General features: G+C 63.7%; 27 protein-coding genes. 8 read left to right on the top strand and 19 right to left on the bottom strand.

What is annotated here, in order from left to right; translation table 11 throughout:
* The first annotated feature begins 220 nt into the window (after positions 1–220).
* Positions 221–763, top strand: a complete 543-nt coding sequence (locus tag F3J44_RS24900; protein WP_167276959.1) for a hypothetical protein — start codon at positions 221–223, stop codon at positions 761–763.
* 670 nt (positions 764–1,433) lie between these two features.
* On the opposite strand, the gene recJ is transcribed toward F3J44_RS24900, so the two are convergent.
* Positions 1,434–3,143, bottom strand: coding sequence for a single-stranded-DNA-specific exonuclease RecJ (recJ, locus tag F3J44_RS24895; protein WP_167060180.1), 1,710 nt, complete (start codon positions 3,141–3,143; stop codon positions 1,434–1,436).
* Positions 3,144–3,174: 31 nt separating this feature from the next.
* On the bottom strand, positions 3,175–3,717 hold the full coding sequence (locus F3J44_RS24890; RefSeq protein WP_167060185.1) for a YaeQ family protein: 543 nt from the start codon (positions 3,715–3,717) through the stop codon (positions 3,175–3,177).
* A gap of 133 nt (positions 3,718–3,850) precedes the next feature.
* On the opposite strand from F3J44_RS24890, the gene F3J44_RS24885 reads away from it, so the two are divergent.
* On the top strand, positions 3,851–5,050 hold the full coding sequence (locus F3J44_RS24885) for a CaiB/BaiF CoA-transferase family protein (protein ID WP_167276956.1): 1,200 nt from the start codon (positions 3,851–3,853) through the stop codon (positions 5,048–5,050).
* Between the two features lie 62 nt (positions 5,051–5,112).
* Complete coding sequence (locus tag F3J44_RS24880) at positions 5,113–5,931, top strand: TIGR02285 family protein (protein ID WP_255432001.1); 819 nt, start codon at positions 5,113–5,115, stop codon at positions 5,929–5,931.
* A 139-nt stretch (positions 5,932–6,070) separates the two neighbouring features.
* Here the strand turns inward: F3J44_RS24880 and F3J44_RS24875 are convergent, their stop codons facing one another.
* From F3J44_RS24875 to ffh, 12 genes are all read right to left on the bottom strand, one after another.
* Positions 6,071–6,355, bottom strand: a complete 285-nt coding sequence (locus tag F3J44_RS24875; protein ID WP_167060194.1) for a DUF3509 domain-containing protein — start codon at positions 6,353–6,355, stop codon at positions 6,071–6,073.
* A gap of 77 nt (positions 6,356–6,432) precedes the next feature.
* A complete protein-coding gene (locus tag F3J44_RS24870) occupies positions 6,433–6,816 on the bottom strand; it encodes a histidine kinase (protein WP_167276954.1) in 384 nt (127 codons plus the stop codon).
* A gap of 185 nt (positions 6,817–7,001) precedes the next feature.
* Positions 7,002–8,411 (bottom strand): threonine synthase, encoded by a 1,410-nt coding sequence (thrC, locus tag F3J44_RS24865; protein WP_167276950.1) that lies wholly within the window; start codon positions 8,409–8,411, stop codon positions 7,002–7,004.
* Positions 8,412–8,465: 54 nt separating this feature from the next.
* Positions 8,466–9,770: a homoserine dehydrogenase gene (locus F3J44_RS24860; RefSeq protein WP_167060203.1), complete on the bottom strand. Its 1,305-nt coding sequence runs from the start codon at positions 9,768–9,770 to the stop codon at positions 8,466–8,468.
* An 82-nt stretch (positions 9,771–9,852) separates the two neighbouring features.
* The gene (gene dsbC / locus F3J44_RS24855) at positions 9,853–10,614 is read right to left on the bottom strand and encodes a bifunctional protein-disulfide isomerase/oxidoreductase DsbC (protein WP_167060206.1); all 762 of its coding nucleotides are present in this window, start codon (positions 10,612–10,614) and stop codon (positions 9,853–9,855) included.
* A 154-nt stretch (positions 10,615–10,768) separates the two neighbouring features.
* On the bottom strand, positions 10,769–11,665 hold the full coding sequence (xerD, locus tag F3J44_RS24850) for a site-specific tyrosine recombinase XerD (RefSeq protein ID WP_167276948.1): 897 nt from the start codon (positions 11,663–11,665) through the stop codon (positions 10,769–10,771).
* A gap of 161 nt (positions 11,666–11,826) precedes the next feature.
* Entirely contained in the window at positions 11,827–12,228 is a 402-nt protein-coding gene (locus tag F3J44_RS24845; protein ID WP_167060213.1) for an acyl-CoA thioesterase, read from the bottom strand.
* A 94-nt stretch (positions 12,229–12,322) separates the two neighbouring features.
* Positions 12,323–12,673, bottom strand: a complete 351-nt coding sequence (gene rplS, locus F3J44_RS24840; RefSeq protein WP_023629812.1) for a 50S ribosomal protein L19 — start codon at positions 12,671–12,673, stop codon at positions 12,323–12,325.
* A gap of 42 nt (positions 12,674–12,715) precedes the next feature.
* Complete coding sequence (trmD, locus tag F3J44_RS24835; RefSeq protein ID WP_008094486.1) at positions 12,716–13,468, bottom strand: tRNA (guanosine(37)-N1)-methyltransferase TrmD; 753 nt, start codon at positions 13,466–13,468, stop codon at positions 12,716–12,718.
* 3 nt (positions 13,469–13,471) lie between these two features.
* Positions 13,472–14,008: a ribosome maturation factor RimM gene (gene rimM / locus F3J44_RS24830; protein ID WP_167060216.1), complete on the bottom strand. Its 537-nt coding sequence runs from the start codon at positions 14,006–14,008 to the stop codon at positions 13,472–13,474.
* Positions 14,009–14,013: 5 nt separating this feature from the next.
* The gene (gene rpsP / locus F3J44_RS24825) at positions 14,014–14,265 is read right to left on the bottom strand and encodes a 30S ribosomal protein S16 (RefSeq protein ID WP_003252142.1); all 252 of its coding nucleotides are present in this window, start codon (positions 14,263–14,265) and stop codon (positions 14,014–14,016) included.
* Between the two features lie 260 nt (positions 14,266–14,525).
* Positions 14,526–15,902: a signal recognition particle protein gene (gene ffh / locus F3J44_RS24820; protein WP_012270758.1), complete on the bottom strand. Its 1,377-nt coding sequence runs from the start codon at positions 15,900–15,902 to the stop codon at positions 14,526–14,528.
* Positions 15,903–16,215: 313 nt separating this feature from the next.
* On the opposite strand from ffh, the gene F3J44_RS24815 reads away from it, so the two are divergent.
* From F3J44_RS24815 to F3J44_RS24805, 3 genes are all read left to right on the top strand, one after another.
* Positions 16,216–17,025, top strand: coding sequence for an inner membrane protein YpjD (locus F3J44_RS24815; protein ID WP_167060219.1), 810 nt, complete (start codon positions 16,216–16,218; stop codon positions 17,023–17,025).
* A 9-nt stretch (positions 17,026–17,034) separates the two neighbouring features.
* Positions 17,035–18,237 carry a transporter associated domain-containing protein gene (locus tag F3J44_RS24810; RefSeq protein WP_167276946.1) on the top strand — a complete coding sequence of 401 codons (1,203 nt, stop codon included), beginning with the start codon at positions 17,035–17,037 and terminating at the stop codon, positions 18,235–18,237.
* 274 nt (positions 18,238–18,511) lie between these two features.
* Entirely contained in the window at positions 18,512–19,813 is a 1,302-nt protein-coding gene (locus tag F3J44_RS24805; RefSeq protein WP_167060225.1) for an MFS transporter, read from the top strand.
* Positions 19,814–19,950: 137 nt separating this feature from the next.
* On the opposite strand, the gene purT is transcribed toward F3J44_RS24805, so the two are convergent.
* The 5 genes from purT to F3J44_RS24780 all read right to left on the bottom strand — a co-directional run bounded on the left by purT (position 19,951) and on the right by F3J44_RS24780 (position 23,185).
* Entirely contained in the window at positions 19,951–21,132 is a 1,182-nt protein-coding gene (gene purT / locus F3J44_RS24800; protein ID WP_167060228.1) for a formate-dependent phosphoribosylglycinamide formyltransferase, read from the bottom strand.
* Positions 21,133–21,209: 77 nt separating this feature from the next.
* Positions 21,210–21,677 (bottom strand): VUT family protein, encoded by a 468-nt coding sequence (locus F3J44_RS24795; RefSeq protein ID WP_167060231.1) that lies wholly within the window; start codon positions 21,675–21,677, stop codon positions 21,210–21,212.
* Between the two features lie 143 nt (positions 21,678–21,820).
* A complete protein-coding gene (locus F3J44_RS24790; protein WP_167060234.1) occupies positions 21,821–22,024 on the bottom strand; it encodes a DUF1289 domain-containing protein in 204 nt (67 codons plus the stop codon).
* Positions 22,017–22,541 (bottom strand): gamma carbonic anhydrase family protein, encoded by a 525-nt coding sequence (locus F3J44_RS24785; RefSeq protein WP_167276943.1) that lies wholly within the window; start codon positions 22,539–22,541, stop codon positions 22,017–22,019. Before F3J44_RS24785 ends, F3J44_RS24790 begins: the two co-directional genes overlap by 8 nt.
* 44 nt (positions 22,542–22,585) lie before the next feature.
* The gene (locus F3J44_RS24780) at positions 22,586–23,185 is read right to left on the bottom strand and encodes a CoA pyrophosphatase (protein WP_167060240.1); all 600 of its coding nucleotides are present in this window, start codon (positions 23,183–23,185) and stop codon (positions 22,586–22,588) included.
* Between the two features lie 127 nt (positions 23,186–23,312).
* Here F3J44_RS24780 and F3J44_RS24775 point away from each other — a divergent pair, with 127 nt between their 5' ends.
* Together F3J44_RS24775 and F3J44_RS24770 are read left to right on the top strand one after the other, a co-directional pair.
* Complete coding sequence (locus tag F3J44_RS24775) at positions 23,313–23,864, top strand: NUDIX hydrolase (protein WP_167060243.1); 552 nt, start codon at positions 23,313–23,315, stop codon at positions 23,862–23,864.
* An 18-nt stretch (positions 23,865–23,882) separates the two neighbouring features.
* Positions 23,883–24,437, top strand: a complete 555-nt coding sequence (locus tag F3J44_RS24770; RefSeq protein WP_167060246.1) for a murein L,D-transpeptidase family protein — start codon at positions 23,883–23,885, stop codon at positions 24,435–24,437.
* The last annotated feature ends 120 nt before the right edge of the window (positions 24,438–24,557 follow it).

The raw sequence follows: 24,557 nt of genomic DNA, 5'->3' as shown, positions 1-24,557 counted from the left end.
GAAATGCGCCATTCAAGCGTAGCCGCTGCACCTGTAGGAGCGAGCGCAGCTCGCGATGGGCTGCTTGCAGCCCCGGCACTATAAAGCCGCGAAGCTGAAAACTGGGGCCGCTGCGCGCCCCATCGCGAGCTACGCTCGCTCCTACCGAGGCGGCGCTGCACAACAGGACCAGCATCACTACCCAATCAATTAAATTACTGAAAGCTGAAGAAACCTAGGCATGAATATCACACAATATTCACTAAAACTCCTACGCGAACTCCCACCTCAAAAACAAGCAAAAACCTTGCTTCTGACTGGGATTCTTCTTCTCAGCTTGGGCAGCAGCTTCATACTCATGCAGGACGTGCACGAAACTTTCGATGAGGCATCCTGGTCGCGAGTGTCGGCCTCTCTCACTTCGCAACCCGAAATATGGAAAAGTGATAAATCTCTTTACACTTTCGGCATCAAATTCCAAAACGCAGATGGAGTGCACGCTAAAATCTACCTTTACGCGCAGAAAGCTCGCTTTGAGGCAGCAAACCTAGAGCGCAGCACGCCGCTTCTTGTCGATATAGCAAACACAGAAAAAGGCTCAATAGCCGAACGGTTGATCGCGCCGAATGGCATGGTTCTGTACGACCCGGCGCTGGCGGCATATGTAACCAATGTAAGAAACAGGGAAACTGCACGTGCCGTGATCATTTTTGCAGGTGCCGGTATTGGCCTGTTGATTGGGGCGGCGGTGATTTACTGCGAGCTAAGAATACGGGGGCACTGAACTTCCCATGGCGAACACATGCTGGCCCTCACCCAATCTCCAGCCATGCATTCCCAGCCCACCCCCTGTAAGAAAATCCCCAATCTCAAACCAACTGCTTCAGTTCAACTGCACTTGGGAATTATCCTACTCCTTGCGCTGCCGTTTCTCTGTTGTAGGTCATGACCATCAGGGCTAATTTCCCTGTGTCGCCAAATTCGGCGGCCGGGTGTGAGAGCTCGTGTTGATCTAGCTGCAACCTCAGCGGTAGCTGTGCGCGGGCAGGATTCGTCCTGGCCGGTTTTCTGGATCACCGGTCTCTCACCCCGCGTACAGCTGCCATCCAAACCTGTGAGAGGGAATGGGCATCAGTTCCTCACCCGGCGTTAAAGCTAGGTTCCGGTTTTATCCGCGGTGCGCTTGTCACAAGATTTTCAGCGCCTGGGAGATCGAGCGCCGCTTGGGCGGCGCATCGCGAGCTTTGCTCGCTCCTACCAAGCCGCGGTTAGGCTGGGCTTTCGGTGCCCAACCTGTTGGATGGCACTGGCTTCGCCGGTGTTCGCGGATCGCGTTTTCAAGCGCAGACGCTGCACCTGTAGGAGCGAGCGCAGCTCGCGATGGGCTGCTATGCAGCCCCGGCACGATATGCCGCGAAGCTGAAACCTGAGCAGCTCGCGCAAGCGCCCCTGGCTTAGCGCGGCTCCATATGTGCAATCATCAATTGCACACTCTCATTCCCGCGAAACTCGTTCACATCCAACTTGTACGCCAACTCCACCCAACGCACCGTCGGGTTCGGCCACACATCGCGGTCAATGCCAAAGGCAATGCCATCCAGGCGCACCGAGCCGCATTCGCTCTTGAGCACCACCTTCAAGTGCCGCTCGCCCACCACGCGCTGCTCCACCAACTGGAACACACCGTGGAACAGCGGCTCCGGGAAGTGCTGCCCCCATGGCCCGGCATTGCGCAGGGCCTTGGCCAGGTCCAGGTGGAACTCTTCCACCGCCAGGCTGCCATCCGACAGCAGGCGGCCGGTGAGGTCTTCCTCGCGCAGCTGGCGGCGGACTTCCTCGTCGAATGCTTCGGCGAACGCCGGGAAGTTACCCTCGGGCAAAGACAGGCCCGCCGCCATGGCGTGCCCGCCGAACTTGCTGATCAGTTGCGGGTGGCGTGCGGCCACGGCATCCAGCGCGTCGCGAATGTGGAACCCCGGCACCGACCGCGCCGAACCTTTGAGCATGCCGTCGCCGGCGTCGGCGAAAGCGATGGTCGGGCGGTGGTAGCGCTCCTTCAGGCGCGAGGCGAGAATCCCGATCACGCCTTGGTGCCAGTCCGCATCGAACAGACACAAGCCATAGGGCATCGACTCCACCGGCAAGTCCTTGAGCTGGGCCAAGGCCTCACGCTGCATGCCCTGCTCGATCGATTTGCGGTCCTGGTTCAGGCCATCGAGCTGCTGGGCCATGTCCTGGGCCGACGCCTGGTCCTCGCACAGCAGGCATTCGATGCCCAGGCTCATGTCATCCAGGCGCCCGGCGGCGTTGAGCCGTGGGCCAAGGATAAAGCCGAGGTCGGTGGAAGTGATGCGCCGATGATCGCGGCGCGCCACTTCCAGAATCGCCTTCAGGCCCGGCCGCGCACGGCCAGCGCGAATGCGCTCCAGGCCCTGGTGCACGAGGATGCGGTTGTTGGCGTCCAGCGGCACCACGTCGGCAACGCTGCCCAGGGCCACCAGGTCCAGCAACTCGCCGATGTTCGGCTGGGGCTGGGTTTCATAGCGCCCCAGGCTGCGCAGGCGGGCACGCAGGGCCATCAGCACATAGAAAATCACCCCGACCCCGGCCAACGCCTTGCTGGGGAAATCGCACCCCGGCTGGTTCGGGTTGACGATGGCGTCGGCATCGGGCAACTGCTGGCCCGGCAAGTGGTGGTCGGTGACCAGCACCTTGAGCCCCGCCGCCTTGGCCGCCGCCACACCGTCGACACTGGAAATGCCGTTGTCGACGGTGACCAGCAACTGCGGCTGGCGTTCCAGCGCCACCTGGACGATTTCCGGGGTCAGGCCGTAGCCGTACTCGAAACGGTTGGGCACCAGGTAGTCGACGTGGGCCGCGCCCAACAGGCGCAGGCCCAGCATGCCGACGGTACTGGCGGTGGCGCCGTCGGCGTCGAAGTCGCCGACGATGAGAATGCGCTGGCGCTGGTCGAGGGCGTCGACCAGCAGGTCGACCGCCGCGTCGATGCCCTTGAGCTGCTGGTAAGGCAACAGCCGCGCCAGGCTCTTGTCCAGCTCGGCTTCGGTCTGCACGCCGCGGGCGGCGTACAAGCGGGTCAGCAAGGGTGGCAGGTTACCCAGCAATGGCAGGGTTGGCGGCAGCGGGCGGGGTTCGATACGCATGGGGTCTTGGGCAATCCGTTATTCTGTGGGCTCAGCCACGCTCGCCGAGCAGCCACTGCAGCTGCACTTCGTGCTGGCCGCGGTCGTCGGTGACGAACACCGTGCCTTCGCTGATCATCACATCCCACTTGATGGTGCGCGGCATGTCGGTGGCCAGCACTTCCAGCACCTCCTGGGGCACCGCGGCGATGCTGAGGTTCTTCAGGCCCTTGACCGCGCTCACCACCTTGCCTTCCCACACCCGCAGGCTGCCATAGGCCAGCAGGCTGGTGCGCTCGGTACGGCGCGAGCACCAGGTCAGGCGGTCGGCGTCAGGCTGGCCCACTTCGATCCAGTGCAGGATGCGGTCGTCCAGGCTCTTTTCCCACAGCGCCGCCTCGTCCACATCGGACAGGCCACGGCCAAACGTCAGGTTCTCGTTGTACCACAGGGCGAACGCCAGCAACCGCACGGCCATGCGCTCTTCGGTTTCCGACGGATGGCGAGCGATGGTCTGGCGAACGCTTTCATACACGCCGCGGTCAAGATCGGTCAGGTTCAGTTCGAATTTGTAGGTGGTAGACGGCTGGGCCATGGTCGAATGGGCTTCGTGGGCAAAGAAAAGTCGCCTAGTCTAACCGATCCTGCCCGGCCTTGCGCCGGAGCAGTATCTGCCGCTGCGCACCTATGATAAAACCACGGCTCTGACCAGTCGCCACGGATGCCTCATGTCTACGCCCAGCAAACCCCTCGCCGGCCTTAAAGTCATCGAACTCGGCACGCTGATCGCCGGGCCGTTCGCCTCGCGCATCTGCGCCGAGTTCGGCGCCGAGGTGATCAAGGTCGAGTCGCCCGATGGCGGCGACCCGCTGCGCAAATGGCGCAAGCTGTACGAGGGCACGTCGCTGTGGTGGTTCGTGCAGGCACGCAACAAGCAGTCGCTGACCCTCAACCTCAAGCACCCCGAGGGCCGCGAGGTGCTCAAGCGCCTTTTGGCCGAAGCCGACATCCTGATCGAGAACTTCCGCCCCGGCGTGCTGGAAAAACTCGGTCTGGGCTGGGACGTGCTGCATGCCCTGAACCCGCGCCTGGTGATGGTGCGCCTGTCAGGCTTTGGCCAAACCGGGCCGATGAAGGACCAACCGGGCTTCGGCGCGGTCGGCGAGTCGATGGGCGGCCTGCGCTACATCACCGGTTTCGACGACCGCCCACCGGTGCGCACCGGCATTTCCATCGGCGACTCGATTGCCGCCCTGTGGGGCGTGATCGGTGCGCTGATGGCGCTGCGTCACCGTGAGGTCAACGGCGGCCAGGGCCAGGTGGTGGACGTGGCGCTGTACGAGGCGATCTTCGCCATGATGGAAAGCATGGTCCCGGAATTCGACGTGTTCGGCTTTATCCGCGAGCGTACCGGCAACATCATGCCCGGCATCACCCCCTCTTCCATTCACACCACGGCCGATGGCAAGCACGTGCAGATCGGCGCCAACGGCGATGCGATCTTCAAGCGCTTCATGCAAGCCATCGACCGTCACGACCTTGCCGACGACCCGCTGCTGGCCAGCAACGACGGCCGCGATTCGCGGCGCGACGAGCTGTACGGCGTCATCGACCGCTGGGCCAACAGCCTGCCGCTGGAGCAGGTGATGCAGGCGCTCAATGCCGCCGAGGTGCCGGCCAGCCGTATCTATTCGGCCGAAGACATGTTCAACGACCCACAGTACCTGGCCCGGGAAATGTTCCTGCAAGCGCGCCTGCCCGACGGCAAGCCGTTCAAGATGCCCGGCATCGTGCCCAAGCTGTCGGAAACCCCGGGCTCCACCGAATGGGTAGGCCCTGCCCTGGGTGAGCACACCCAGGCCGTGCTGGCCGGGCTGGGTTATGACGCAGCGGCGATTGCCAGCCTGCGTCAGGCAGGTACTGTCTGAGGCGCCCGCGCACACTGCGGCGGCCACGCCTGCTGAGCGGGCTTTGCGGCCTGCTGCTGGCCTTGGCGATGCCCTGCGCGCTGGCCAAGGAACGCCTGCTGTGGCTGCTGCGCGACCTGCCGCCGTTCACGGTATTCGAGGGGGCTGACAAGGGCCAGGGCGTGGTCGACCAACTGCTGCCGTTGTTGATCGCGCAAATGCCCGAGTACGACCACAGTGTGGTGCGGGTGAACCGGGCGCGCAGTATCCAGATGCTGCAGGACCCAACCACCTTCACCTGCGACCCTACCCTGCTGTGGACCCCGGAGCGGGAGAAGTTCGTGCACTTTTCCCAACCGATGCTGGGCGTGCTGAGCAGCGGCCTGGTGGTGCGCAAGCAGTCCCAGGCCGTGCTCGCGCCGTTCCTCGACGGCCAGCAGGTGGACCTCAAGGCGTTGCTGAGCCAGACTTCGCTCAAGCTTGGCGTCGTTGCCGAGCGCAGCTACAGCGCCCAGGTCGACCAACTGCTGCAGCAGCTGCCCGAGCAGGCCTTCAACCGCCACTACGGCAACGAGGCCACCGCCAGCCTGTTGCAGATGCAACAACTCGGGCGCCTGCAACTGGTGCTCGGCTACTGGCCGGAAGTGCGTTACCTGATCCAGCAACAGGGCGGCTCGCTGGCAGATTATGAATTTCACCCCATCCAGGGCGTGAACCGTTACCAGTTCCTGCACGTGGGCTGCTCGGACACAGCGCTGGGCCGCGCCGCCATCGCCCATATCGACCAGCTGCTGCCAGCCCTGCGCCGCGACACCTTGCCAGGCCTTTATGCACGCTGGCTCGACCCCGAGATGCAACAGCACTACCTGGAGCAGAGCCGCAGCTTCTTCGAAGGCCACTAGCGAACGGCGGGCAAAAGAAACCCCGGGCGCTGGGGAGCACGCCCGGGGCCAAGCGAAAGCCCTCATGAGCTTCCCGTGGCAACCTACCGACGCCGGAGCTGTGCGCCGGCAGGCTGCCCTTGCTGTTCTGATGGGCCGTTCAGGCAAAGGTTCCCTGGGGCGGCTGGGCACGCTGCTGCAAAGCAGCGATCACGCAGGGCTGCAAACGCCCTTCAACAATCTGCAGGTCACGGTGCAGGCCGTCCACCAGGTCGATCAACAGGCTTTGTTCCTGCAACTGGCGCGGGCTGACCGTACGTCGCAACGCAGTACCACCGAGGTTGTCGTACACGGTCAATTGGCGGTTGCCACTGGCGTCCATGGCACCGAGCTGGGCCTGGTAGGGAGTCAGGGCATCGTTGAGCAGTCTGCAGATTCTTTCCATCCGGATCACTCGCTGTGTAGGGGACATGGAGAAACTGACCCACAAACGCAGCGCAAAGTTCGCGGTGCCAGGTGGGTTCAGTGAGCATGCGTGGGCGATGTGACCGTTTGAATACGGCGCAGGGCCCGCTGCCAGCGTGGTAGTGGCAGCGGCCACGGCAGGTCGGCGAGCACCCACAGGCCAAGGCGGCGGGCCTCATGGGCGAGGCTGGCGCGGCCTGGGTTGGCGTGGCCGACGAACAACACGGCGCGGCAACTGGCTGCCCGTTCGAGCAAGGCTGGGCCTTGCGCATGGTCGAGAATCAGCAGGTCGACGCGCTGCCGGCGGGCCAGGCAGGTGTGCAGGTCGGCCTGGTCGTGGGTGACGCGCACGTTGAACAGGCCCAGGGCATTGCAGGCCTGGTGCAGGAGGATCTGGTGGGATGGGCGTGCCTGGTGGATCAACACGTAGGGCTGTTGCATGTGCCGCTCCTTGTGCAAGGACCGGACACTCTAGGCAAGGCCTTTGCGGCCTTATATAGGACAATTCTGCGAATGATTAAGGAAAAGACTGAGGCTGCGTTGCAGCCTTATCGCGACCTGCGGTCGCCCCTACCGGGGGGGGTGTTTCCCGGTAGGAGCGACCGCAGGTCGCGATAAGGCCTCGATTACAGCGGCTTGCCGCGGTTGCCATGCTGGCTGACGAACGCCTGAACGGCCTTCAGGTCATTGGCCAGCACCGTGCAACGCTCCTCACGGCTGAACAGGTCGCTCAGGTGCGCCGGCAGCTCCAGCGCCTTGCCAACGCCGGCCTTCTCCACCGCCTCAGGGAACTTGACCGGGTGCGCAGTACCCAGCACCACCATCGGCGTGTCCAGGCTGCGGCGGCACTCGCGGGCAGCCTTGACGCCAATGGCCGTGTGCGGGTCGAGCACTTCACCGGTGGCGGCGAACACTTCAGCGATGGTTTCGCAGGTCTGCTCGTCGCTGACCGCCAGCGAGTCGAACAGCTTGCGCGCTTCGGTCCAGCGGTCTTGCTCGACGCTGAAACCACCGCCCTGCTTGAAGCTTGCCATCAGCTCGGCCAGTGCAGCGCCGTTGCGCCCGTGCAGGTCGAACAGCAGGCGCTCGAAGTTGGACGACACCATGATGTCCATGGACGGCGACAGGGTCGCGTGCAGGGTTTCCTTGACGTACTGGTTGCCACTCATGAAGCGGTGCAGGATGTCGTTGCGGTTGGTGGCGACGATCAGTTGGCTGACCGGCAGGCCCATGTTGCGCGCCAGGTAACCGGCGAAGATGTCGCCGAAGTTGCCGGTTGGCACCGAGAACGCCACGGAACGGGCCGGGCCACCGAGCTGCAGGGCTGCGTGGAAGTAGTAGACGATCTGGGCCATGATCCGCGCCCAGTTGATCGAGTTGACTGCGACCAGGCGGGTGCCCTTGAGGAACGACTGGTCGGCGAAGCTGGCCTTGACCATTTCCTGGCAGTCGTCGAAGTTGCCTTCGATGGCGATGTTGTGCACGTTGTCGCCGAACAGGGTGGTCATCTGGCGACGCTGCACTTCCGACACGCGCTTGTGCGGGTGCAGGATGAAGATGTCGACGTTCTCGCAGCTGCGGCAGCCTTCGATGGCAGCGGAACCGGTGTCACCGCTGGTGGCGCCGATGATCACCACGCGCTCGTTGCGCTTGGCCAGCACGTGGTCGAGCAGGCGACCGAGCAGTTGCAGGGCGAAGTCCTTGAACGCCAGGGTCGGGCCGTGGAACAGCTCCAGCACCCATTCGTTGCTGTTGAGCTGGCGCAGCGGGGCGACCGCGGCGTGGGCAAACTCACCGTAGGTTTCTTCGAGGATCTTCTTGAAATCGGCGTCGGCGATGCTGCCTTCAACGAACGGGCGCATCACCCGGAAGGCCAGTTCGTGGTACGGCAGGCCGGCCCAGGAAGCGATTTCTTCCTGGGTAAAACGTGGCAGGTTCTCAGGCACGTACAGGCCGCCGTCGCTGGCCAGGCCAGCCAGCAGCACGTCTTCGAAATTCAGGGCCGGAGCCTGGCCGCGGGTACTGATATAGCGCATGGTGCAAACCTTCGATACTGGGGGCCCGGGCCGCACTGGCGGCCCGCAGCGAAATTAATTGAGCTGTTCCACGCGAATGCGCACAACCTTGCCAACCACGTCCTGCAGGGCTTCCAGGGCGACGATGGCATCGTCGATGCGCTGCTCGACCACACCGTGGGTCAGCAGGATCATCGGCACCAGGCCGTCCTGTTCCTCGGCTTCCTTCTGCATGATCGACTCGATGTTGATGCCACGCTCCGACAGGATGCTCGCCACCTGGGCCAGCACGCCTGGGTGGTCCTTGGCCTGAATGCGCAGGTAGTAGGCGCTTTGGCAGGCTTCGATCGGCAGGATCGGGTGGGCCGACAGCGAATCTGGCTGGAAGGCCAGGTGCGGTACGCGGTTTTCCGGGTCGGAAGTCATTGCACGCACCACGTCGACCAGGTCGGCCACCACCGACGAGGCGGTCGGCTCCATGCCAGCGCCAGCACCGTAGTACAGGGTGGAACCGGCAGCGTCGCCATTGACCATGACAGCGTTCATCACGCCGTTGACGTTGGCGATCAGGCGGTCGGCCGGGATCAGCGTCGGGTGTACGCGCAGCTCGATGCCTTCTTCGGTGCGGCGCGCCACACCCAGGTGCTTGATGCGGTAGCCCAGGGCCTCGGCGTAGTTCACGTCAGCGGTGGTCAGCTGGGTGATGCCTTCGGTGTAGGCCTTGTCGAACTGCAGCGGAATGCCGAAGGCGATGGACGCCAGGATGGTCAGCTTGTGCGCAGCGTCGATGCCTTCGACGTCGAAGGTCGGGTCGGCTTCGGCATAGCCCAGTGCCTGGGCCTCGGCCAGCACGTCCGGGAAGGCACGGCCCTTCTCGCGCATTTCGGTGAGGATGAAGTTGCCGGTGCCGTTGATGATGCCGGCCAGCCAGTTGATGCGGTTGGCCGAAAGGCCTTCACGGATCGCCTTGATCACCGGAATGCCACCGGCCACCGCGGCTTCGAAGGCAACGATAACGCCCTTCTCGCGGGCCTTGGCGAAGATCTCGTTGCCGTGCACGGCGATCAGCGCCTTGTTGGCGGTAACCACGTGCTTGCCGTTTTCAATGGCCTTGAGCACCAGGTCGCGGGCGACGGTGTAGCCACCGATCAGCTCGATGACAATGTCGATCTCCGGGTTGCTCGCAACGTCGAACACATCAGCGGTAATGGGGGTACCGGTAATCTGGCAGTTCGGGTTCTGCGAGCGCATGGCGATCTGTGCCACTTCAATACCGCGCCCGGCACGGCGGGCAATCTCCTCGGCGTTGCGCTGAAGTACATTGAAGGTTCCGCCACCGACGGTCCCCAACCCACAGATGCCTACTTTGACCGGTTTCACTGTGAACTCCCCATTGAACGGGCGGCGCCTTCGCCACCCGTGAAACATGCCGTCACCCCATGACGACGGCGTATTGAATTGATTACTTGGCAGCCTGCTGCTGGCCGGCCAGGGCCAGCTTGGCCACTTGTGCTGCCGGCTGGTAGCCCGGAATCACATGGCCGTCTTCGAGCACGATGGCTGGCGTGCCGTTGACGCCGATCTGCTGGCCCAGCTGGAACTGCTTGCCGACCGGGTTGGCGCACTTGGCTGCCTTGATTTCCTTGCCTTCGACCATGTTGTCCATGGCCGCGCGGCGATCACTGGAGCACCATACCGCCTGCAATTGCTGGTCACCCGGCGAGCCAAGGCCCTGGCGCGGGAAGGCGACGTAGCGCACTTCGATACCGCGGCGGTTCAGCTCGGGCACTTCGGCGTGCAGCTTGTGGCAGTACGGGCAGGTGGTGTCGGTGAACACGGTGATGTGCGACTTGGTTTCGCCCTTGGCAGGATAAACCACGGTTTCGCCAGCAGGAATGGCATTGATGAGCTTGGCCACGCCCTGGCGTTCGGTTTTCTCGGTGAGGTTCACCGGCTTGCCGCCCTGCAACTGATAAAGATAGCCCTGCATCACGTACTGGCCGTCGGCGCTGGCGTAGAGCACGCGCCCCCCCTGCAGCTTGACTTCATACAGGCCGTTGAGCGGGCTGCTGCCAACGCTTTCCACCGGCACATCGAGTTCAAGGTTCTGCAACGACTTGCGGATGGCCTGCTCGGCACCGGCATTGCTGTCGGTTGCCGCGGCAACGGCAAAGGTACTGGCCAGCGCCATCGCGGCGGCGGCGAACAACTGGGTCACGCGCATGGGAAACTCCTGAGGGCGGACAGGGGCCGGAGGGCGTTGCCTGCGGAAAAAATGCGGCAACCGTGCGGCCCTTGATGCAAACCGCCCAAGCCTAACACATCACGCTGCCGATGAAGGGGCCTGCAAGGACCGGTCAGCGGAACATGAATAACATTCATCCACGTGGATGGTGCTGGGCGTGCAGCTGCTGCAGCCTGGCCTTGGCCACGTGGGTGTAGATCTGCGTGGTCGACAGGTCGCTGTGGCCCAGCAGCATCTGTACCACGCGCAGGTCGGCGCCGTGGTTGAGCAGGTGCGTGGCGAAGGCATGGCGCAGGGTGTGCGGCGACAGCGCCTTGTCGATACCCGCCACCCGCGCCTGGTGCTTGATGCGGTGCCAGAAGGTCTGGCGGGTCATCTGCTCGCCGCGCAGGCTGGGGAACAAGACGTCACTGGGGCGGCCATTGAGCAGCTCGCTGCGGCCATCGCGCAGGTAACGCTCCAGCCACAGCACCGCTTCCTCGCCCATCGGCACCAGGCGCTCCTTGCTGCCCTTGCCCATCACCCGCAGCACGCCCTGGCGCAGGTTGACCTGGTCGAGGGTCAGGCTGACCAGCTCGGTCACACGCAAGCCGCAGGCGTACAGCACTTCGAGCATGGCACGGTCGCGCTGGCCGATGGCCTCGCCCAGGTCGGGGGCTTGCAGCAAGGCTTCGACGTCGGCTTCGGACAGCGACTTGGGCAAGGGCCGGCCCAGTTGCGGCATGTCCACTTGCAGGGTCGGGTCGACGGCCACCAGCTTCTCGCGCAGCAGGTAGCGGAAGAAGCCGCGCAGGCCCGAGAGAAAGCGCGCGGTGGAGCGCGGTTTGTAGCCTTGGTCGAGGCGCCAGGCCAGGTGGTCGAGGATCAGCTCGCGGCCGGCATCGGGCAGGGCCACCGAATGTTCCTGGAGCCAGCCGTTGAACAGGGCCAGGTCGCTGCGGTAGGAAACGCGGGTGTTGTCGGACAGGCCTTTTTCAAGCCACAGGGCGTCGAGGAACTGGTCGATCAGGGGGTGGTCTAGGGCGGGCATGCGGGGCTGCTGGGTGTTGAAATTGGGGCTAGTGTTTCACAGCAGGTGCTCTGGTGTCTGTACTGGCCTCTTCGCGGGGCAAGCCCGCTCCTACAAAGGAACGCGCATCCTTGTAGGAGCGGGCTCGCCCCGCGAAGAGGCCGCCACAGGAAACCCCAGCCCTAGGGCAAAACGGGCACCGGCCGCTTGTCCTCGTCGATGGCAACAAAGCTGAACACCCCATGAATCGCCCGCTCGCGCCCGTCCAGGTACATGTTCTCGACGAACACATCCACCTGCACTTGCAAGCTGGTATTGCCCACCTTGACCACCGAGCCCACCAGTTCGACGATCGAGCCGGCCGGAATCGGGTGCTTGAAATCGATGCGGTCGGTGGACACGGTCACCAACGGCAGGCGGCAGAAGCGCGTGGCAGCGATGAACGACACTTCGTCCATCCAGGCCAGGGCAGTGCCGCCGAACAGGGTGTTGTGGTGGTTGGTGGTGTTGGGGAACACCGCCTTGGTCACGCGGGTCACCGACAGCTCGGTGCGGCGCTGGATTTCCTCGTCTCGGCTGGTCATATCCGTCACTTTTCACAGGTTTCAGAACGCAAAAAAGCAGCCCGAAGGCTGCTTTTTTCTCGCAAGGGGCCTCAGGCCGCCAGGCAAACTGTACTCAGGACAGTTTTTCCTTGATGCGAGCGGCTTTGCCGGACAGGTCGCGCAGGTAGTACAGCTTGGCTTTACGCACGTCACCACGACGTTTCACGGCCAGGCTGTCGATCTGCGGGCTGTAGGTTTGGAAGGTACGCTCAACGCCTACGCCGCTGGAGATCTTGCGCACGGTGAAAGCGCTGTTCAGGCCGCGGTTACGCTTGGCGATGACAACGCCTTCGAACGCCTGCAGACGGGAACGATCACCTTCCTTCACTTTAACCTGAACGACGATGGTGTCGCCTGGTGCGAAGGTTGGGATTTCCTTGCTCATCTGCTCGGCTTCGAGCTGCTGGATGATCTTGTTGGTCATGCTGTGCTCCTAAGATGGATACGTGATCCACCATCGATACGTTTAACTATCGTCCCGCTCGCGGAGGTATTCCTCGAGCAGCTTCTTCTCTTCTCCAGAAAGCGAGCGACTTTCCAGAAGATCGGCGCGTCGTTCGAAGGTCCTACCAAGGGACTGCTTCATCCGCCAACGCCGGATATGTGCATGGTTGCCACTTAGCAACACGTCGGGAACACGCTGATCCGCATACACCTCAGGTCGGGTGTAGTGCGGGCAATCCAGCAGACCGTCGGTGAAGGAATCTTCTTCCGCCGAGTCCACATGCCCTAAAGCTCCGGGCAGCAGCCGCGTAACCGCATCGATCAGTACCATGGCCGGCAGCTCGCCACCGGAAAGCACATAGTCCCCAATCGACCACTCCTCATCGACATGAGCCTCGATAAAGCGCTCGTCGATGCCTTCATAACGACCGGCGATCAGGATCAACGATTCCTGTTCGGCCAGGCCTTTGACCGCCTGCTGAGTCAGCTTGCGGCCTTGTGGCGAGAGGTAGATGACCTTCGCCGATGCTCCAGTTGCCTGCCTGGCGCTAACCAGGGCGTCTTCCAGAGGCTTGATCTTCATCACCATGCCCGGACCACCGCCAAACGGCCGATCATCCACCGTGTGGTGACGATCTGTGGTGTAGTCCCGCGGGTTCCAGCAGGTTACCTGAAGCAACCCCTGTTTCACCGCGCGGCTGGTAATGCCGTACTCCGTGATGGCCGAGAACATCTCGGGGAACAACGTGATGACGTCTACGCGAAGGTTACCCATCGTTTAGAAGTCCGCGTCCCATTCAACCCGCATCACGCCTGCTTCCAGGTCGATACCGAGCACGCATTGCGCCGTATAGGGCAACAGACGCTCGCGATCATCCAGGCTGCCTGCGCAGGGCTTGACCACCATTACATCGTTCGCACCGGTCTCCAACAGGTGATCGACCTTGCCGAACAGCTGTTCGTCCTGGTTGATGACCTTCAGACCCACCAACTGGTACCAGTAGTACTCGTCAGCGGCCAGGTTGGGCAAAAGGCTCCGCGGGATGCAGATTTCGTAACCGCTCAGAAGACGGGCTTCATCGCGATCGTCGAGGCCTTTCAGTTTCACGACCAGGCCCTTCTGGGAGCCACGACCGTTGACCAGCTCGACCTGCTTTACCTTGCCTTCGTGCCGAAGCGTCCAGCGCGGATAATCCAACAGGTTTTCAATCGGATCGGTAAAGGAATACACCTTCACCTCGCCGCGAACGCCGTGAACCGAAAAAATCTTGCCAACGACGATGAGGTCGTCAGCCTTTTCTGGCGTCGCGTTCATATTTCTTAGGCAGCAGCCTTGGCAGCTTCCTTCAGCAGCTGAGCAACGCGCTCAGACGGCTGTGCACCCTGGCTCAGCCAGTAGGTGACGCGCTCTTGGTTGACCGACAGTTTAACTTCGGCGCCAGCGGCGATTGGGTTGAAGAAACCTACGCGCTCAACGAAACGGCCGTCACGGGCGTTACGCGAGTTGGTCACGGTCAGGTGGTAGAATGGGCGCTTTTTCGAGCCGCCACGGGCCAGACGAATGGTTACCATGTGAACATCGTTCCTATAGTCGGTGCTGCAGTTGATACAGCAGCTGGTACTGCAAATCTGAATGCCAAATAGACACACGGGTGCCCAAAAGGCCGCATATTCTCGGGGAATACACGGACATTTGCAAATGCCTTTTTCGGCAAGGCCCTGCCTTACCGTTCAGATCTGCCGGTTAAGCCACGCATTTCGTGGCCGTCATCCCGCCGTAGCGGGGTTTCCGGGCGCCCGCCTTAATGCAGGCAAGCGCCCAAGAACAGGGGTTACAGCTTCGGCATGCCGCCGCCCGGCAGCATGCCGCCCAGGCCACGCATCATCTTGGCCATGCCGCCCTTGGCGGAGAATTTCTTCATCATTTTCTGCATCTGCTTGTGCTGCTTGATCAGCCGGCCGATGTCCTGCACCTGGGTGCCGGAGCCGAGGGCGATGCGGCGCTTGCGCGAACCGCTGATCAGGTCAGGGTCGCGACGCTCGGCCGGGGTCATCGAGTTGATGATCGCTTCCATCTGCTTGAACTGCTTCTCGGCCGCGCCCTGGGCGTTGCCCATCTGCGACAGGTTGACCCCGCCGATGCTCGGCAGCTTGTCCATCAGGCCGCCGAGGCCGCCCATGTTCTTCATCTGCTGCAGCTGGTCGCGGAAGTCTTCGAGGTCGAAGCCCTTGCCCTTCTTCAGCTTCTTGGCCAGCTTGTCGGCCTTGGCCTTGTCGATGGTCTGCTCGGCCTGCTCGATCAGGCTGAGCACGTCGCCCATGCCGAGGATGCGCGAGGCGACGCGGTCTGGGTGGAACGGCTCGAGGGCTTCGGTCTTCTCGCCCATACCGATGAACTTGATCGGCTTGCCGGTGATGGCACGTACCGACAGCGCAGCACCGCCACGGGCATCACCGTCGACCTTGGTCAGCACCACGCCGGTCAGCGGCAGGGCCTCGCCAAAGGCCTTGGCGGTGTTGGCGGCGTCCTGGCCGGTCATGGCGTCGACCACGAACAGGGTTTCGATCGGCTTGACCGCGGCGTGCAGGGCCTTGATCTCGTCCATCATGTCGGCGTCGATGTGCAGACGGCCGGCGGTGTCGACGATGACCACGTCGATGAACTTGAGCTTGGCTTCGCGAATCGCCGCTTCGGCGATGGCCACCGGCTTCTGGCTAATATCGGACGGGAAGAAGGTCACGCCGATGTCGTTGGCCAGGGTTTCCAACTGCTTGATCGCCGCCGGGCGGTAGACGTCGGCGGAAACCACCATCACGCTCTTCTTCTTGCGCTCTTTAAGGAAGCGCGCCAGCTTGCCGGCGGTGGTGGTCTTGCCCGCGCCCTGCAGGCCGGCCATCAGCACCACGGCAGGCGGCGCGGCGTTCAGCGCGAGGTCTTCGTTGGCCGCGCCCATCAAGCTTTCCAGCTCGGCCTGGACGATCTTCACGAACGCCTGGCCTGGGGTCAGGCTGCGCGACACTTCGGTGCCGACCGCACGTTCCTTGACGCTGTTGACGAAATCCTTGACCACCGGCAGGGCAACGTCGGCCTCAAGCAGGGCCATGCGCACTTCGCGCAGCGTGTCCTTGATGTTGTCTTCGGTCAGCTTGGCCTTGCCGGTGACATGGCGCAGCGTCTGTGACAGGCGGTCGGTCAGGTTTTCGAACATGGTGATCCTTTCAGGCCCAGTAAAAGCCGAGGTTTGTCAGGCGCCCGCGGGGAAATGCACACCCGCCAGGCACAGCAAGGCGGCGATTATAGCGAAGTGCGGCGGCGGCGCACACCTTGGGAGACATTCGGTGCCGGCAATGACCTCTTCATGGGCAAGCCCGCTGCCACAGGTTCTCCACTGCATACAAAGCCTGTGTTGTACCTGTGGCAGCGGGCTTGCCCACGAAGGCCCCGAGACAAACCACCAGTCTTCCTAGAGCAACGAAAACTGTGCCAAACTCCGTCTCTTTAAGGCTCTGCACCCAGGACTTATGGTCTCCTCACCCAGCCTCATCCCCAACGTGATCGCCGCCGGCCTTTATATAGCAGCGGCCATCTACCAGGGCGCTTACCTCACCCAGGGCCGCAAAGCCGACAAGCGCCTGCTTGGCCTGCTCGGCACCCTCGCTGTCGTCGCCCAGGGCGGTGCGCTGTTCTTCCAGCTGATTACCCCGCTGGGCCTGAGCCTGGACTTCTTCAGCGCAGCCAGCCTGATCGCCGTGGCGGTCATCGGCCTGACCTTGCTGGCCTGCATGCGCATCCCGGTGGAAAACCTGCTGGTACTGCTGTTTCCCATGGGCGCGGTCACCGCGCTGCTGGCGCAGTTCGCGCCACCGGGCACGGTGCCGCTGATCAACGAAGAGCCGGGCATCCTCGCGCACATCCTGCTGTCGATCCTGGCCTACGGCCTGTTCACCATCGCGGTGTTCCAGTCGTTGCTGTTGCTGCTGCAGGACCGCCAACTGAAGAACAAGCACCCCTCCGGGCTGATTCGCAACTTCCCACCGCTGCAAACCATGGAAAGCCTGCTGTTCGGTTTCCTCTGGGCCGGTTGGTGCCTGCTGTCGCTGTCGCTGATCTCGGGCTGGCTGTTCCTCGACAACCTGTTCGCCCAGCACCTGGTGCACAAGACCCTGCTCGCCTGCGTGGCCTGGGTGGTGTTCAGCGTGCTGCTGTGGGGCCGCACCCGCCTGGGCTGGCGCGGGCACAAGGCGATCCGCTGGACCCTGGCCGGTTTCTGCCTGCTGATGCTGGCCTATTTCGGCAGCAAGCTGGTCCGCGAATTCATCCTGCACATCTGACGGCCGCCCATGGATACCCTGCCGTACGCCCCGCTTCTCGGCATCCTCGCACTGGCCCTGCTGTGGTCGGCGCTGTTCACTGCGGTGGACACCGCGCGCCTGCAGCTCAACGGCTCGCTGCGCAACGGCGATGACGGCCAGCCGCAACTGCCGGCCCAGGCCCTGGTGCTGTGCGCAAGCCTGGGCAAGTTGCTGGTACTTGGCCTGGCCTGCCTGATCGGCCAGCGCCAAAGCGGTGAACACGGTTTCTGGCTGGCCGGCTTGGGCGCGGTGGCGGCCCTGCTGGTGTTCGCCGAATACCTGCCGCGGCGCCTGGCCCGGCGCAACCCGCTGGCCTTCATCAGCCTCGGCGCCAGCCTGCACCCGTTCCCCCTCGCCCTGCTGCAGCCCCTGGCCTGCCTGTTCGACGGTACCGCCAAGCTGATCCTGCGGCCGTTTCGCGTGCAGCCCACGGCCGTGGCCCTGCACCCCGAGGAAGACGACGACTTCGACGACGACGAACTCGAAGCCCCGCGCCATGGCCTGCTCGATGGCCTGCAATCGCTGGACAAGATCACCGTTAACGACATCCTGGTGCCGCGCAACGAAGTGGACGGCATCAACCTCGACGACCCCATGGAGCGCATCATCGAGCAACTGATCGTCAGCCGCCACACGCGCCTGCCGGTGTACCACAGCGACATCAACCAGGTTGAGGCGATCCTCAACACCAAGTTGATCAGCCACTTGCTGCCCAAGGCCGAGCTGACCCTGGAACACCTCAAGGGCGCCTGCTACGAGCCCTATTTCGTGCCGGAAAGCACGCCGCTGCAGCTGCAACTGCTGAACTTCCACAAGCAACAGCGCCGGCTTGGGGTGGTGGTGGACGAGTATGGCGAGGTGCTGGGCATCGTCACCCTCGAAGACATCCTCGAAGAAATCGTCGGCGAGTTCGAGGACGAACAGAGCCTGGACAACCCCCATGTACACCCCCAGCCCGATGGCACCTTCGTCATCGAAGGCACCGCCTCGCTGCGCGAGATCAACCGCACCCTGGGCTGGCACCTGCCCTGCGACGGCGGGCCGAAAACCCTCAACGGGCTGGTCACCGAGGCGCTGGAAAGCATTCCGGAAAGCGCCGTATGCGTGAAGATCGGCCGTTATCGCCTGGAAATCCTCGAAACCGAGGACAATTGCGCCAGCAAGGTACTGGTGTGGACCGTGACCCGCTAGCTATACTCGGGTCACGCTTACCCAGCCCCGCCGTCCCGCCTGCTACCCGCACCCGGCGCCCCACGGCCAGTCCGCTCCACTGACACGCCCCGCGGTCCTGCTTCACTACCCCGAACAGTGCCCGCTTCGCCCCTACCCCCCTTGGGCTATCGTCAGTCGGGCGAACACAACAACAAAACGCTCCGGCGCCCGCGCGCCCGTGCCTGCCTGCATTCAGGCGCACACCGTCGCGGGCCTGCCCATGGCGCGAACCAGACTGTTAGGGACCTACTTAATGACAACCAGCAGCACCTATGCCCAGGCGCCTGCCGCGCCGGTCAACTCGCCAGCCCGGGTGGCGACTGCCAGCTTCATCGGCACTGCCATCGAGTTCTACGATTTCTACGTGTACGCCACCGCCGCCGCCCTGGTGATCGGCCCGGTGTTCTTCCCGTCCGGCTCGGGCACGGCGCAGATGCTCGCGGCGTTCCTCACCTTCGGCATCGCCTTCCTGGCCCGCCCATTGGGCTCGGCGCTGTTCGGCCATTTCGGCGACCGCATCGGGCGCAAGTCGACGCTGGTCGCCTCGCTGCTGCTGATGGGCGTGTCCACCACCTTGATTGGCGTGCTGCCCGGCTATGACAGCATCGGCATGTGGGCGCCGATCCTGCTCTGCCTGCTGCGTTTCGGCCAGGGCCTGGGCCTTGGCGGTGAATGGGGCGGCGCGGCGTTGCTGGCCACCGAGAACGCCCCGCAAGGCAAACGCGCCTGGTTCGGCATGTTCCCGCAGCTGGGCCCCTCGATCGGCTTCCTCGCCGCCAACGGCCTGTTCCTCACCCTGGCCCTGCTGCTCAGTGACGAGCAGTTCCGTGCCTGGGGCTGGCGCATTCCGTTCCTGCTCAGTGCCGCGCTGGTGATGGTGGGCCTGTACGTGCGCCTGAAGCTGGAAGAAAGCCCGGTGTTCGCCAAGGCCGTGGCACGCCATGAGCGGGTGAAGCTGCCGGTGGTCGACCTGTTCGCCAAGTACTGGGTGCCAACCCTGCTGGGTGCAGCGGCCATGGTGGTGTGCTACGCGCTGTTCTATATCTCGACGGTGTTCTCGCTGAGCTATGGCGTGACCACGCTGGGCTACAGCCGTGAAACCTTCCTGGGCCTGCTGTGCTTCGCAGTGGTCTTCATGGCCTTGGCCACACCGCTGTCGGCCTGGCTCAGCGACCGCTATGGGCGCAAACCGGTGCTGATCGTCGGCGGCCTGCTGGCGGTGGCGTCGGGCTTTACCATGGAGCCGCTGCTGACCTCGGGGTCGACCACGGGCGTGGCGCTGTTCCTGGCCATCGAGCTGTTCCTGATGGGGGTGACCTTCGCCCCGATGGGCGCGTTGCTGCCAGAGCTGTTCCCTACCCACGTGCGCTACACCGGCGCGTCGGCAGCCTACAACCTGGGCGGCATCGTTGGGGCCTCGGCGGCGCCGTTCTTTGCCCAGAAGCTGGTGAGCATGGGGGGCTTGAGCTGGGTGGGAGGCTATGTGTCGGCGGCGGCTGTGCTCAGCCTGATTGCTGTGTTGTGCCTTAAAGAAACCCGCCACACCGAGCTGTAAGGTATTGGGGCCGCCTTGCGGCCCTATCGCGACCTTTGGTCGCTCCTACGGTAGGAGCGGCCAAAGCCCCATTCGCGCCTGGTAGGAGCGACCCAAGGTCGCGATAGGGCCGCAAAGCGGCCCCGCACGGTGCCAGATCAGAACTCGACCTTGACCGCCTGCGATGCACGGGTCGCCTTGGCCCGCGCAGCCTCGATCGACTCATCCCGCGCCAGGCAAACGCCCATGCGCCGCGTGCCATTGATTTCCGGCTTGCCGAACAGGCGAATGGCCGTGTCCGGCTCGCTCAGGGCAGCGCCCAGGTTGGCGAAGCTGGTCTGCTGCGACTGGCCTTCCGGCAGGATCACCGCCGAGGCCGACGGCCCGAACTGGCGCACCACCGGAATCGGCAGGCCGAGAATGGCGCGGGCGTGCAGGGCGAACTGCGACAGGTCCTGGGAGATCAGCGTTACCAGGCCGGTGTCGTGCGGGCGCGGCGACACTTCGCTGAACCACACCTGGTCGCCCTTGACGAACAGCTCCACACCGAACAGGCCACGCCCGCCCAGGGCATCGGTGACCGCCTTGGCCACCCGCTGCGACTCGGCCAGGGCCTTGGGGCTCATGGCCTGGGGCTGCCAGGACTCCTGGTAGTCGCCCTTTTCCTGACGGTGGCCGACCGGTTCCAGGTAGGTGGTGCCGCCCACATGGCGCACGGTCAGCAGGGTGATTTCGTAGTCGAAGTCGATAAAGCCCTCGATGATTACCCGGCCCTTGCCGGCGCGGCCGCCTTCCTGGGCGTAGTCCCACGATTTCTGCAGGTCGGCATCGCTGCGTAGCAGGCTCTGGCCCTTGCCCGAGGAACTCATCACCGGTTTCACCACGCATGGGTAGCCCAGGTCGGCGACGGCCTTGGCGTAGTCTTCGTAGGTGTCGGCGAAGTGGTACGGCGAGGTCGGCAGGTCCAGCTCTTCGGCGGCCAGGCGGCGGATGCCTTCGCGGTTCATGGTCAGCTGTGTGGCACGGGCGGTCGGCACCACGTTGAAGCCTTCGCTTTCCAGTTCCACCAGGGTGGCCGTGGCGATGGCCTCGATTTCAGGCACGATGTAGTGCGGTTTTTCCGCCTCGATGATGGCCCGCAGGGCAACGCCGTCGAGCATGTTGACCACATGGCTGCGGTGCGCCACCTGCATCGCCGGGGCATTGGCGTAGCGGTCCACGGCGATCACTTCGACGCCCAGGCGCTGCAGCTCGATCACCACTTCCTTGCCCAGCTCGCCACAGCCGCAGAGCAGTACACGGGTCGCAGTTGGCGACAATGGGGTTCCGATACGGGTCATTTCAGGTCCTCGAAGGCGTCCGGGGGCCGCGCCAGGCGTGGCATGGCCCGCTGAAAAAGGACCGGTATTCTACACCATCAGCCGGCCACGGCGGCCCGCCGCGCGCGAAATGCCATGGCCAGCCACACCGCGGTGACGCCGGCGAACTTGGACGCCATGGCGGTGCCGATCACCACCGGGGTAAGCGCGCCGATCATGCCGAAGAAGATGAAGGTGTCCACCGGAATGCTCAGCGCCGAACTCAGCCACAGGCGGTCGCGCAATGGCCGGCGGGTGATGCTGAACACCAGCCAGTCGATCAGCTCGGAAATGAAGAACGCGGTGGCGCTGGCCAGGGCGATGGCCGGTTCCGAGGTGACGTAGGACAGCACCAGGGCCAGCAGCATGGCCACCAGCGCACCATGGCCGAAGCGGGTCTGAACCATGTCGCGCAGGATGAACACCAAACCGCCCCAGCAGGACCAGATGATGTCCAGGTGCGGGGCGCTGGAGAAGGCGTAGTTGATCAGCACTACGCTGCTGATGTAGGCAATGAGATAGAACATGGGCAGTTTGTCTGTGGGCAAGCCGGACAGATTAGCGGTGGCACCTTCGCGGGACAAGCCCGCGCCTAAAGGTACCGCGCCGCCCTCGGGAAAATGATGCCCTTGTAGGAGCGGGCTTGCCCCGCGAAGCAGCCAGCGCAGCATCACCCGCCAATAATCAACCCGGCCGCCAGCGCCCGCTCATGGCACAGCTTGAGCACCGCACGCCGTTCGCTGTTGTCCATCCGCCCCCAGCGGCCGATCTCGGCCACGGTGCGTTGGCAACCGGTGCAAACATCCTGCTCGTCCAGCGCGCAAATACTCACGCACGGCGAGGCCACCGGCCGTTCTACCGCCACTTCACTCATCGTCGACCACCAGCTCCCGTGCATAACGCTGGGCATTATGCACATAGTGCGCGGCGCTGGCTTCGAGCATGCGCATCTGCTGCTCGCTCAGCTCCCGCACCACCTTGCCCGGCGAGCCCATCACCAGCGAACCGTCGGGAATCTCCTTGCCCTCCGGGATCAGCGCATTGGCGCCGATGATGCAATGCTTGCCGATACGCGCGCCGTTGAGGATCACCGCATTGATGCCGATCAGGCTGTAGTCGCCCACCGTGCAGCCATGCAGCATGGCGTTGTGACCAACGGTCACACCCTTGCCCAGGGTCAGCGGCGAACCCATGTCGGTGTGCATCACGGTGCCGTCCTGGACATTGCTGTCCTCGCCGATGTCGATCAGCTCGTTGTCACCACGCAGCACCGCGCCGAACCACACGTTGGCACGCGCCTGCAGGCGCACCTTGCCGATCAGGGTGGCGTTGGGGGCAGCCCAGCTGGTGGGATGGCAGTCGACCCGGTGGTCGCCCAGGCGGTATTTCATGTTCGCTTCCTCAAGGTTCACGCAGACGGCGGGGTGTGCCCCGCTCAGTTTTCGATGTAGCGCTCAGGGGGCTGGTGCAGGCTGATGCCGGCGTCATACAGCAGGTTGACCAGCTCGACGATCATGATCGCCGACAGCCCCCAGATCTTGTATTCGCCATAGCGGTAGCTGGGCACGTACCAGCTGCGGCCCTGGTAGTCGATACGGTGGGTGTGGTCGCGCGGGTCCTGGCGGAAGAATTCCAGCGGCACGCTGAAGACTGCCGCGATTTCGGCATCGTTGGCGCGGTATTCGACGAAATCCGGGATCAGGCCGACGAACGGCGTTACTTTCAGGCCATGCAGGGAGATCAGCGGGCTGAGCGGGCCGACCACCTCCACCAGGCCCGGTGGCAGGCCGATTTCTTCTTCGGCTTCGCGCAGGGCGGTGAACACCAGGTCCGGGTCTTCCGGGTCGCGCCGCCCGCCGGGGAAGGCCACCTCACCACCGTGGGTCGACAGCCCCTGGGCGCGCAAGGTCAAAACCAGCTCGGGCGCTTCGCTGCGGGTGATGGGCAAAAGTACCGCCGCCTCGGGGAACCGGCGGTCGGTTTCCAGTGAAGCGGGTTGGTGGTTGCTCATACGGCGAAGTAGCTCGTCCAGCATTGCGCACTCTCGTTTCCAAAGCCTGCCCTGCATCATGCACCAAAAGCGCCGAGGCACCCAAGCCCCATCCGCTGGCGGCGGCCCCGCCGGGCGCGTCAAGATAACCCGGTCAACAGGGAATGAAAGCATGAAATTCTGCAGCGCGTGCGGCCAGCCGGTCATTCAGCGGATCCCCGAGGGCGACAGCCGCCCGCGGTACGTCTGCGACCATTGCCAGACCATCCACTACCAGAACCCCAACATCGTCGCCGGGATACTGCCCACCTGGGGCAGCCAGGTGCTGCTGTGCCGCCGCGCCATCGAGCCGCGCCGCGGTTTCTGGACCCTGCCCGCCGGCTTCATGGAGAACGGTGAAACCCTCGACCAGGCGGCCCGCCGCGAAACCGTCGAGGAAGCCTGCGCCCGGGTCGGCGACATGGCCCTCTACCAACTGTTCGACCTGCCGCACATCAACCAGGTGCATGTGTTCTTCCGCGCCGAGCTTGCCGACCAGGACTTCGCCATCGGCGTCGAAAGCCTGGAGGTGCGCCTGTTCGAGGAGCACGAGATTCCGTGGGCGGAGCTAGCTTTCCGCACCGTCACCCGCACACTAGAATGCTATTATCGCGACCGCATCGGGCAGCACTACCCCATAGGCCATGAATACCTGCCGCCGATGAACGTATCGCCCACCCCTTAAGTTCGCAGGTGCTGCTTCATGCGCTGGTTGTTTGCCCTTTTCTGCCTTTGCATTGCCTCGGTGTCCCAGGCGGCGTTCACCGAAGTCATCATCCGCAAGCCACAACCGCCGGCGCCGGTTCAGTCGCCCTCCCAGGCCGCCATGCAGCCGCTGATCGACAAGGTGCTGGTGATCAAGTCCGAACGCCGCCTGCAACTGATCAGCCGTGGCGAGCCGTTGAAAACCTACCGCATCTCCCTGGGCAAGCAACCCAAGGGGGCCAAGGAGCGCGAGGGCGACAAGAAGACCCCCGAGGGGTTGTACTGGCTCGACTGGCGCAAGCAAAGCGACCGCTTCAACCTGGCCATGCACATCACCTACCCGAACATCACCGACGCCGCACGCGCCACCCGCGAAGGCGTGAGTGCCGGCAGCATGATCATGATCCACGGCACGCCAATCGACGAGCACTACCCCGAGTGGTATTTCCACACCCTGGACTGGACCGACGGCTGCATCGCCATGCGCAACTCGGACATGCGCGAGGTCTGGGAGCTGGTGCGCGACGGCACGCTGATCGAGATCCGGCCGTGATGGCACCCCGGTCTAAAACCGGGGTGTAGGAACATTCTTACCTCATTTGTTCGCGTGCCTTACAGCCGAGGCAGGGCGCAGCTGACATCCATACGAATGCATTAATTCCTAGCATCCACG

The sequence above is a fragment of the Pantoea sp. Tr-811 genome (assembly GCF_011752535.1).
Taxonomy (GTDB): domain Bacteria; phylum Pseudomonadota; class Gammaproteobacteria; order Pseudomonadales; family Pseudomonadaceae; genus Aquipseudomonas.
The sequence above is the reverse complement of the archived record's forward strand: the minus strand, read 5'-3'. Positions and strand labels throughout refer to the sequence as shown.

What these genes read in the sequence shown, in the direction of transcription:
- F3J44_RS24810 (WP_167276946.1), top strand. Translation starts at nt 17,035, where the DNA reads ATGGATACCCTGCCGTACGCCCCGCTTCTCGGCATCCTCGCACTGGCC.
- rplS (WP_023629812.1), bottom strand. Translation starts at nt 12,673, where the DNA reads ATGACCAACAAGATCATCCAGCAGCTCGAAGCCGAGCAGATGAGCAAG.
- F3J44_RS24815 (WP_167060219.1), top strand. Translation starts at nt 16,216, where the DNA reads ATGGTCTCCTCACCCAGCCTCATCCCCAACGTGATCGCCGCCGGCCTT.
- ffh (WP_012270758.1), bottom strand. Translation starts at nt 15,902, where the DNA reads ATGTTCGAAAACCTGACCGACCGCCTGTCACAGACGCTGCGCCATGTC.
- dsbC (WP_167060206.1), bottom strand. Translation starts at nt 10,614, where the DNA reads ATGCGCGTGACCCAGTTGTTCGCCGCCGCCGCGATGGCGCTGGCCAGT.
- F3J44_RS24870 (WP_167276954.1), bottom strand. Translation starts at nt 6,816, where the DNA reads ATGCAACAGCCCTACGTGTTGATCCACCAGGCACGCCCATCCCACCAG.
- F3J44_RS24775 (WP_167060243.1), top strand. Translation starts at nt 23,313, where the DNA reads ATGAAATTCTGCAGCGCGTGCGGCCAGCCGGTCATTCAGCGGATCCCC.
- F3J44_RS24900 (WP_167276959.1), top strand. Translation starts at nt 221, where the DNA reads ATGAATATCACACAATATTCACTAAAACTCCTACGCGAACTCCCACCT.
- F3J44_RS24890 (WP_167060185.1), bottom strand. Translation starts at nt 3,717, where the DNA reads ATGGCCCAGCCGTCTACCACCTACAAATTCGAACTGAACCTGACCGAT.
- F3J44_RS24805 (WP_167060225.1), top strand. Translation starts at nt 18,512, where the DNA reads ATGACAACCAGCAGCACCTATGCCCAGGCGCCTGCCGCGCCGGTCAAC.
- F3J44_RS24875 (WP_167060194.1), bottom strand. Translation starts at nt 6,355, where the DNA reads ATGGAAAGAATCTGCAGACTGCTCAACGATGCCCTGACTCCCTACCAG.
- F3J44_RS24780 (WP_167060240.1), bottom strand. Translation starts at nt 23,185, where the DNA reads ATGCTGGACGAGCTACTTCGCCGTATGAGCAACCACCAACCCGCTTCA.
- F3J44_RS24785 (WP_167276943.1), bottom strand. Translation starts at nt 22,541, where the DNA reads ATGAAATACCGCCTGGGCGACCACCGGGTCGACTGCCATCCCACCAGC.
- rpsP (WP_003252142.1), bottom strand. Translation starts at nt 14,265, where the DNA reads ATGGTAACCATTCGTCTGGCCCGTGGCGGCTCGAAAAAGCGCCCATTC.
- thrC (WP_167276950.1), bottom strand. Translation starts at nt 8,411, where the DNA reads ATGCGCTATATCAGTACCCGCGGCCAGGCTCCGGCCCTGAATTTCGAA.
- F3J44_RS24795 (WP_167060231.1), bottom strand. Translation starts at nt 21,677, where the DNA reads ATGTTCTATCTCATTGCCTACATCAGCAGCGTAGTGCTGATCAACTAC.
- purT (WP_167060228.1), bottom strand. Translation starts at nt 21,132, where the DNA reads ATGACCCGTATCGGAACCCCATTGTCGCCAACTGCGACCCGTGTACTG.
- F3J44_RS24845 (WP_167060213.1), bottom strand. Translation starts at nt 12,228, where the DNA reads ATGACCAGCCGAGACGAGGAAATCCAGCGCCGCACCGAGCTGTCGGTG.
- trmD (WP_008094486.1), bottom strand. Translation starts at nt 13,468, where the DNA reads ATGGGTAACCTTCGCGTAGACGTCATCACGTTGTTCCCCGAGATGTTC.
- F3J44_RS24770 (WP_167060246.1), top strand. Translation starts at nt 23,883, where the DNA reads ATGCGCTGGTTGTTTGCCCTTTTCTGCCTTTGCATTGCCTCGGTGTCC.
- F3J44_RS24790 (WP_167060234.1), bottom strand. Translation starts at nt 22,024, where the DNA reads ATGAGTGAAGTGGCGGTAGAACGGCCGGTGGCCTCGCCGTGCGTGAGT.
- F3J44_RS24885 (WP_167276956.1), top strand. Translation starts at nt 3,851, where the DNA reads ATGTCTACGCCCAGCAAACCCCTCGCCGGCCTTAAAGTCATCGAACTC.
- rimM (WP_167060216.1), bottom strand. Translation starts at nt 14,008, where the DNA reads ATGAACGCGACGCCAGAAAAGGCTGACGACCTCATCGTCGTTGGCAAG.
- xerD (WP_167276948.1), bottom strand. Translation starts at nt 11,665, where the DNA reads ATGCCCGCCCTAGACCACCCCCTGATCGACCAGTTCCTCGACGCCCTG.
- recJ (WP_167060180.1), bottom strand. Translation starts at nt 3,143, where the DNA reads ATGCGTATCGAACCCCGCCCGCTGCCGCCAACCCTGCCATTGCTGGGT.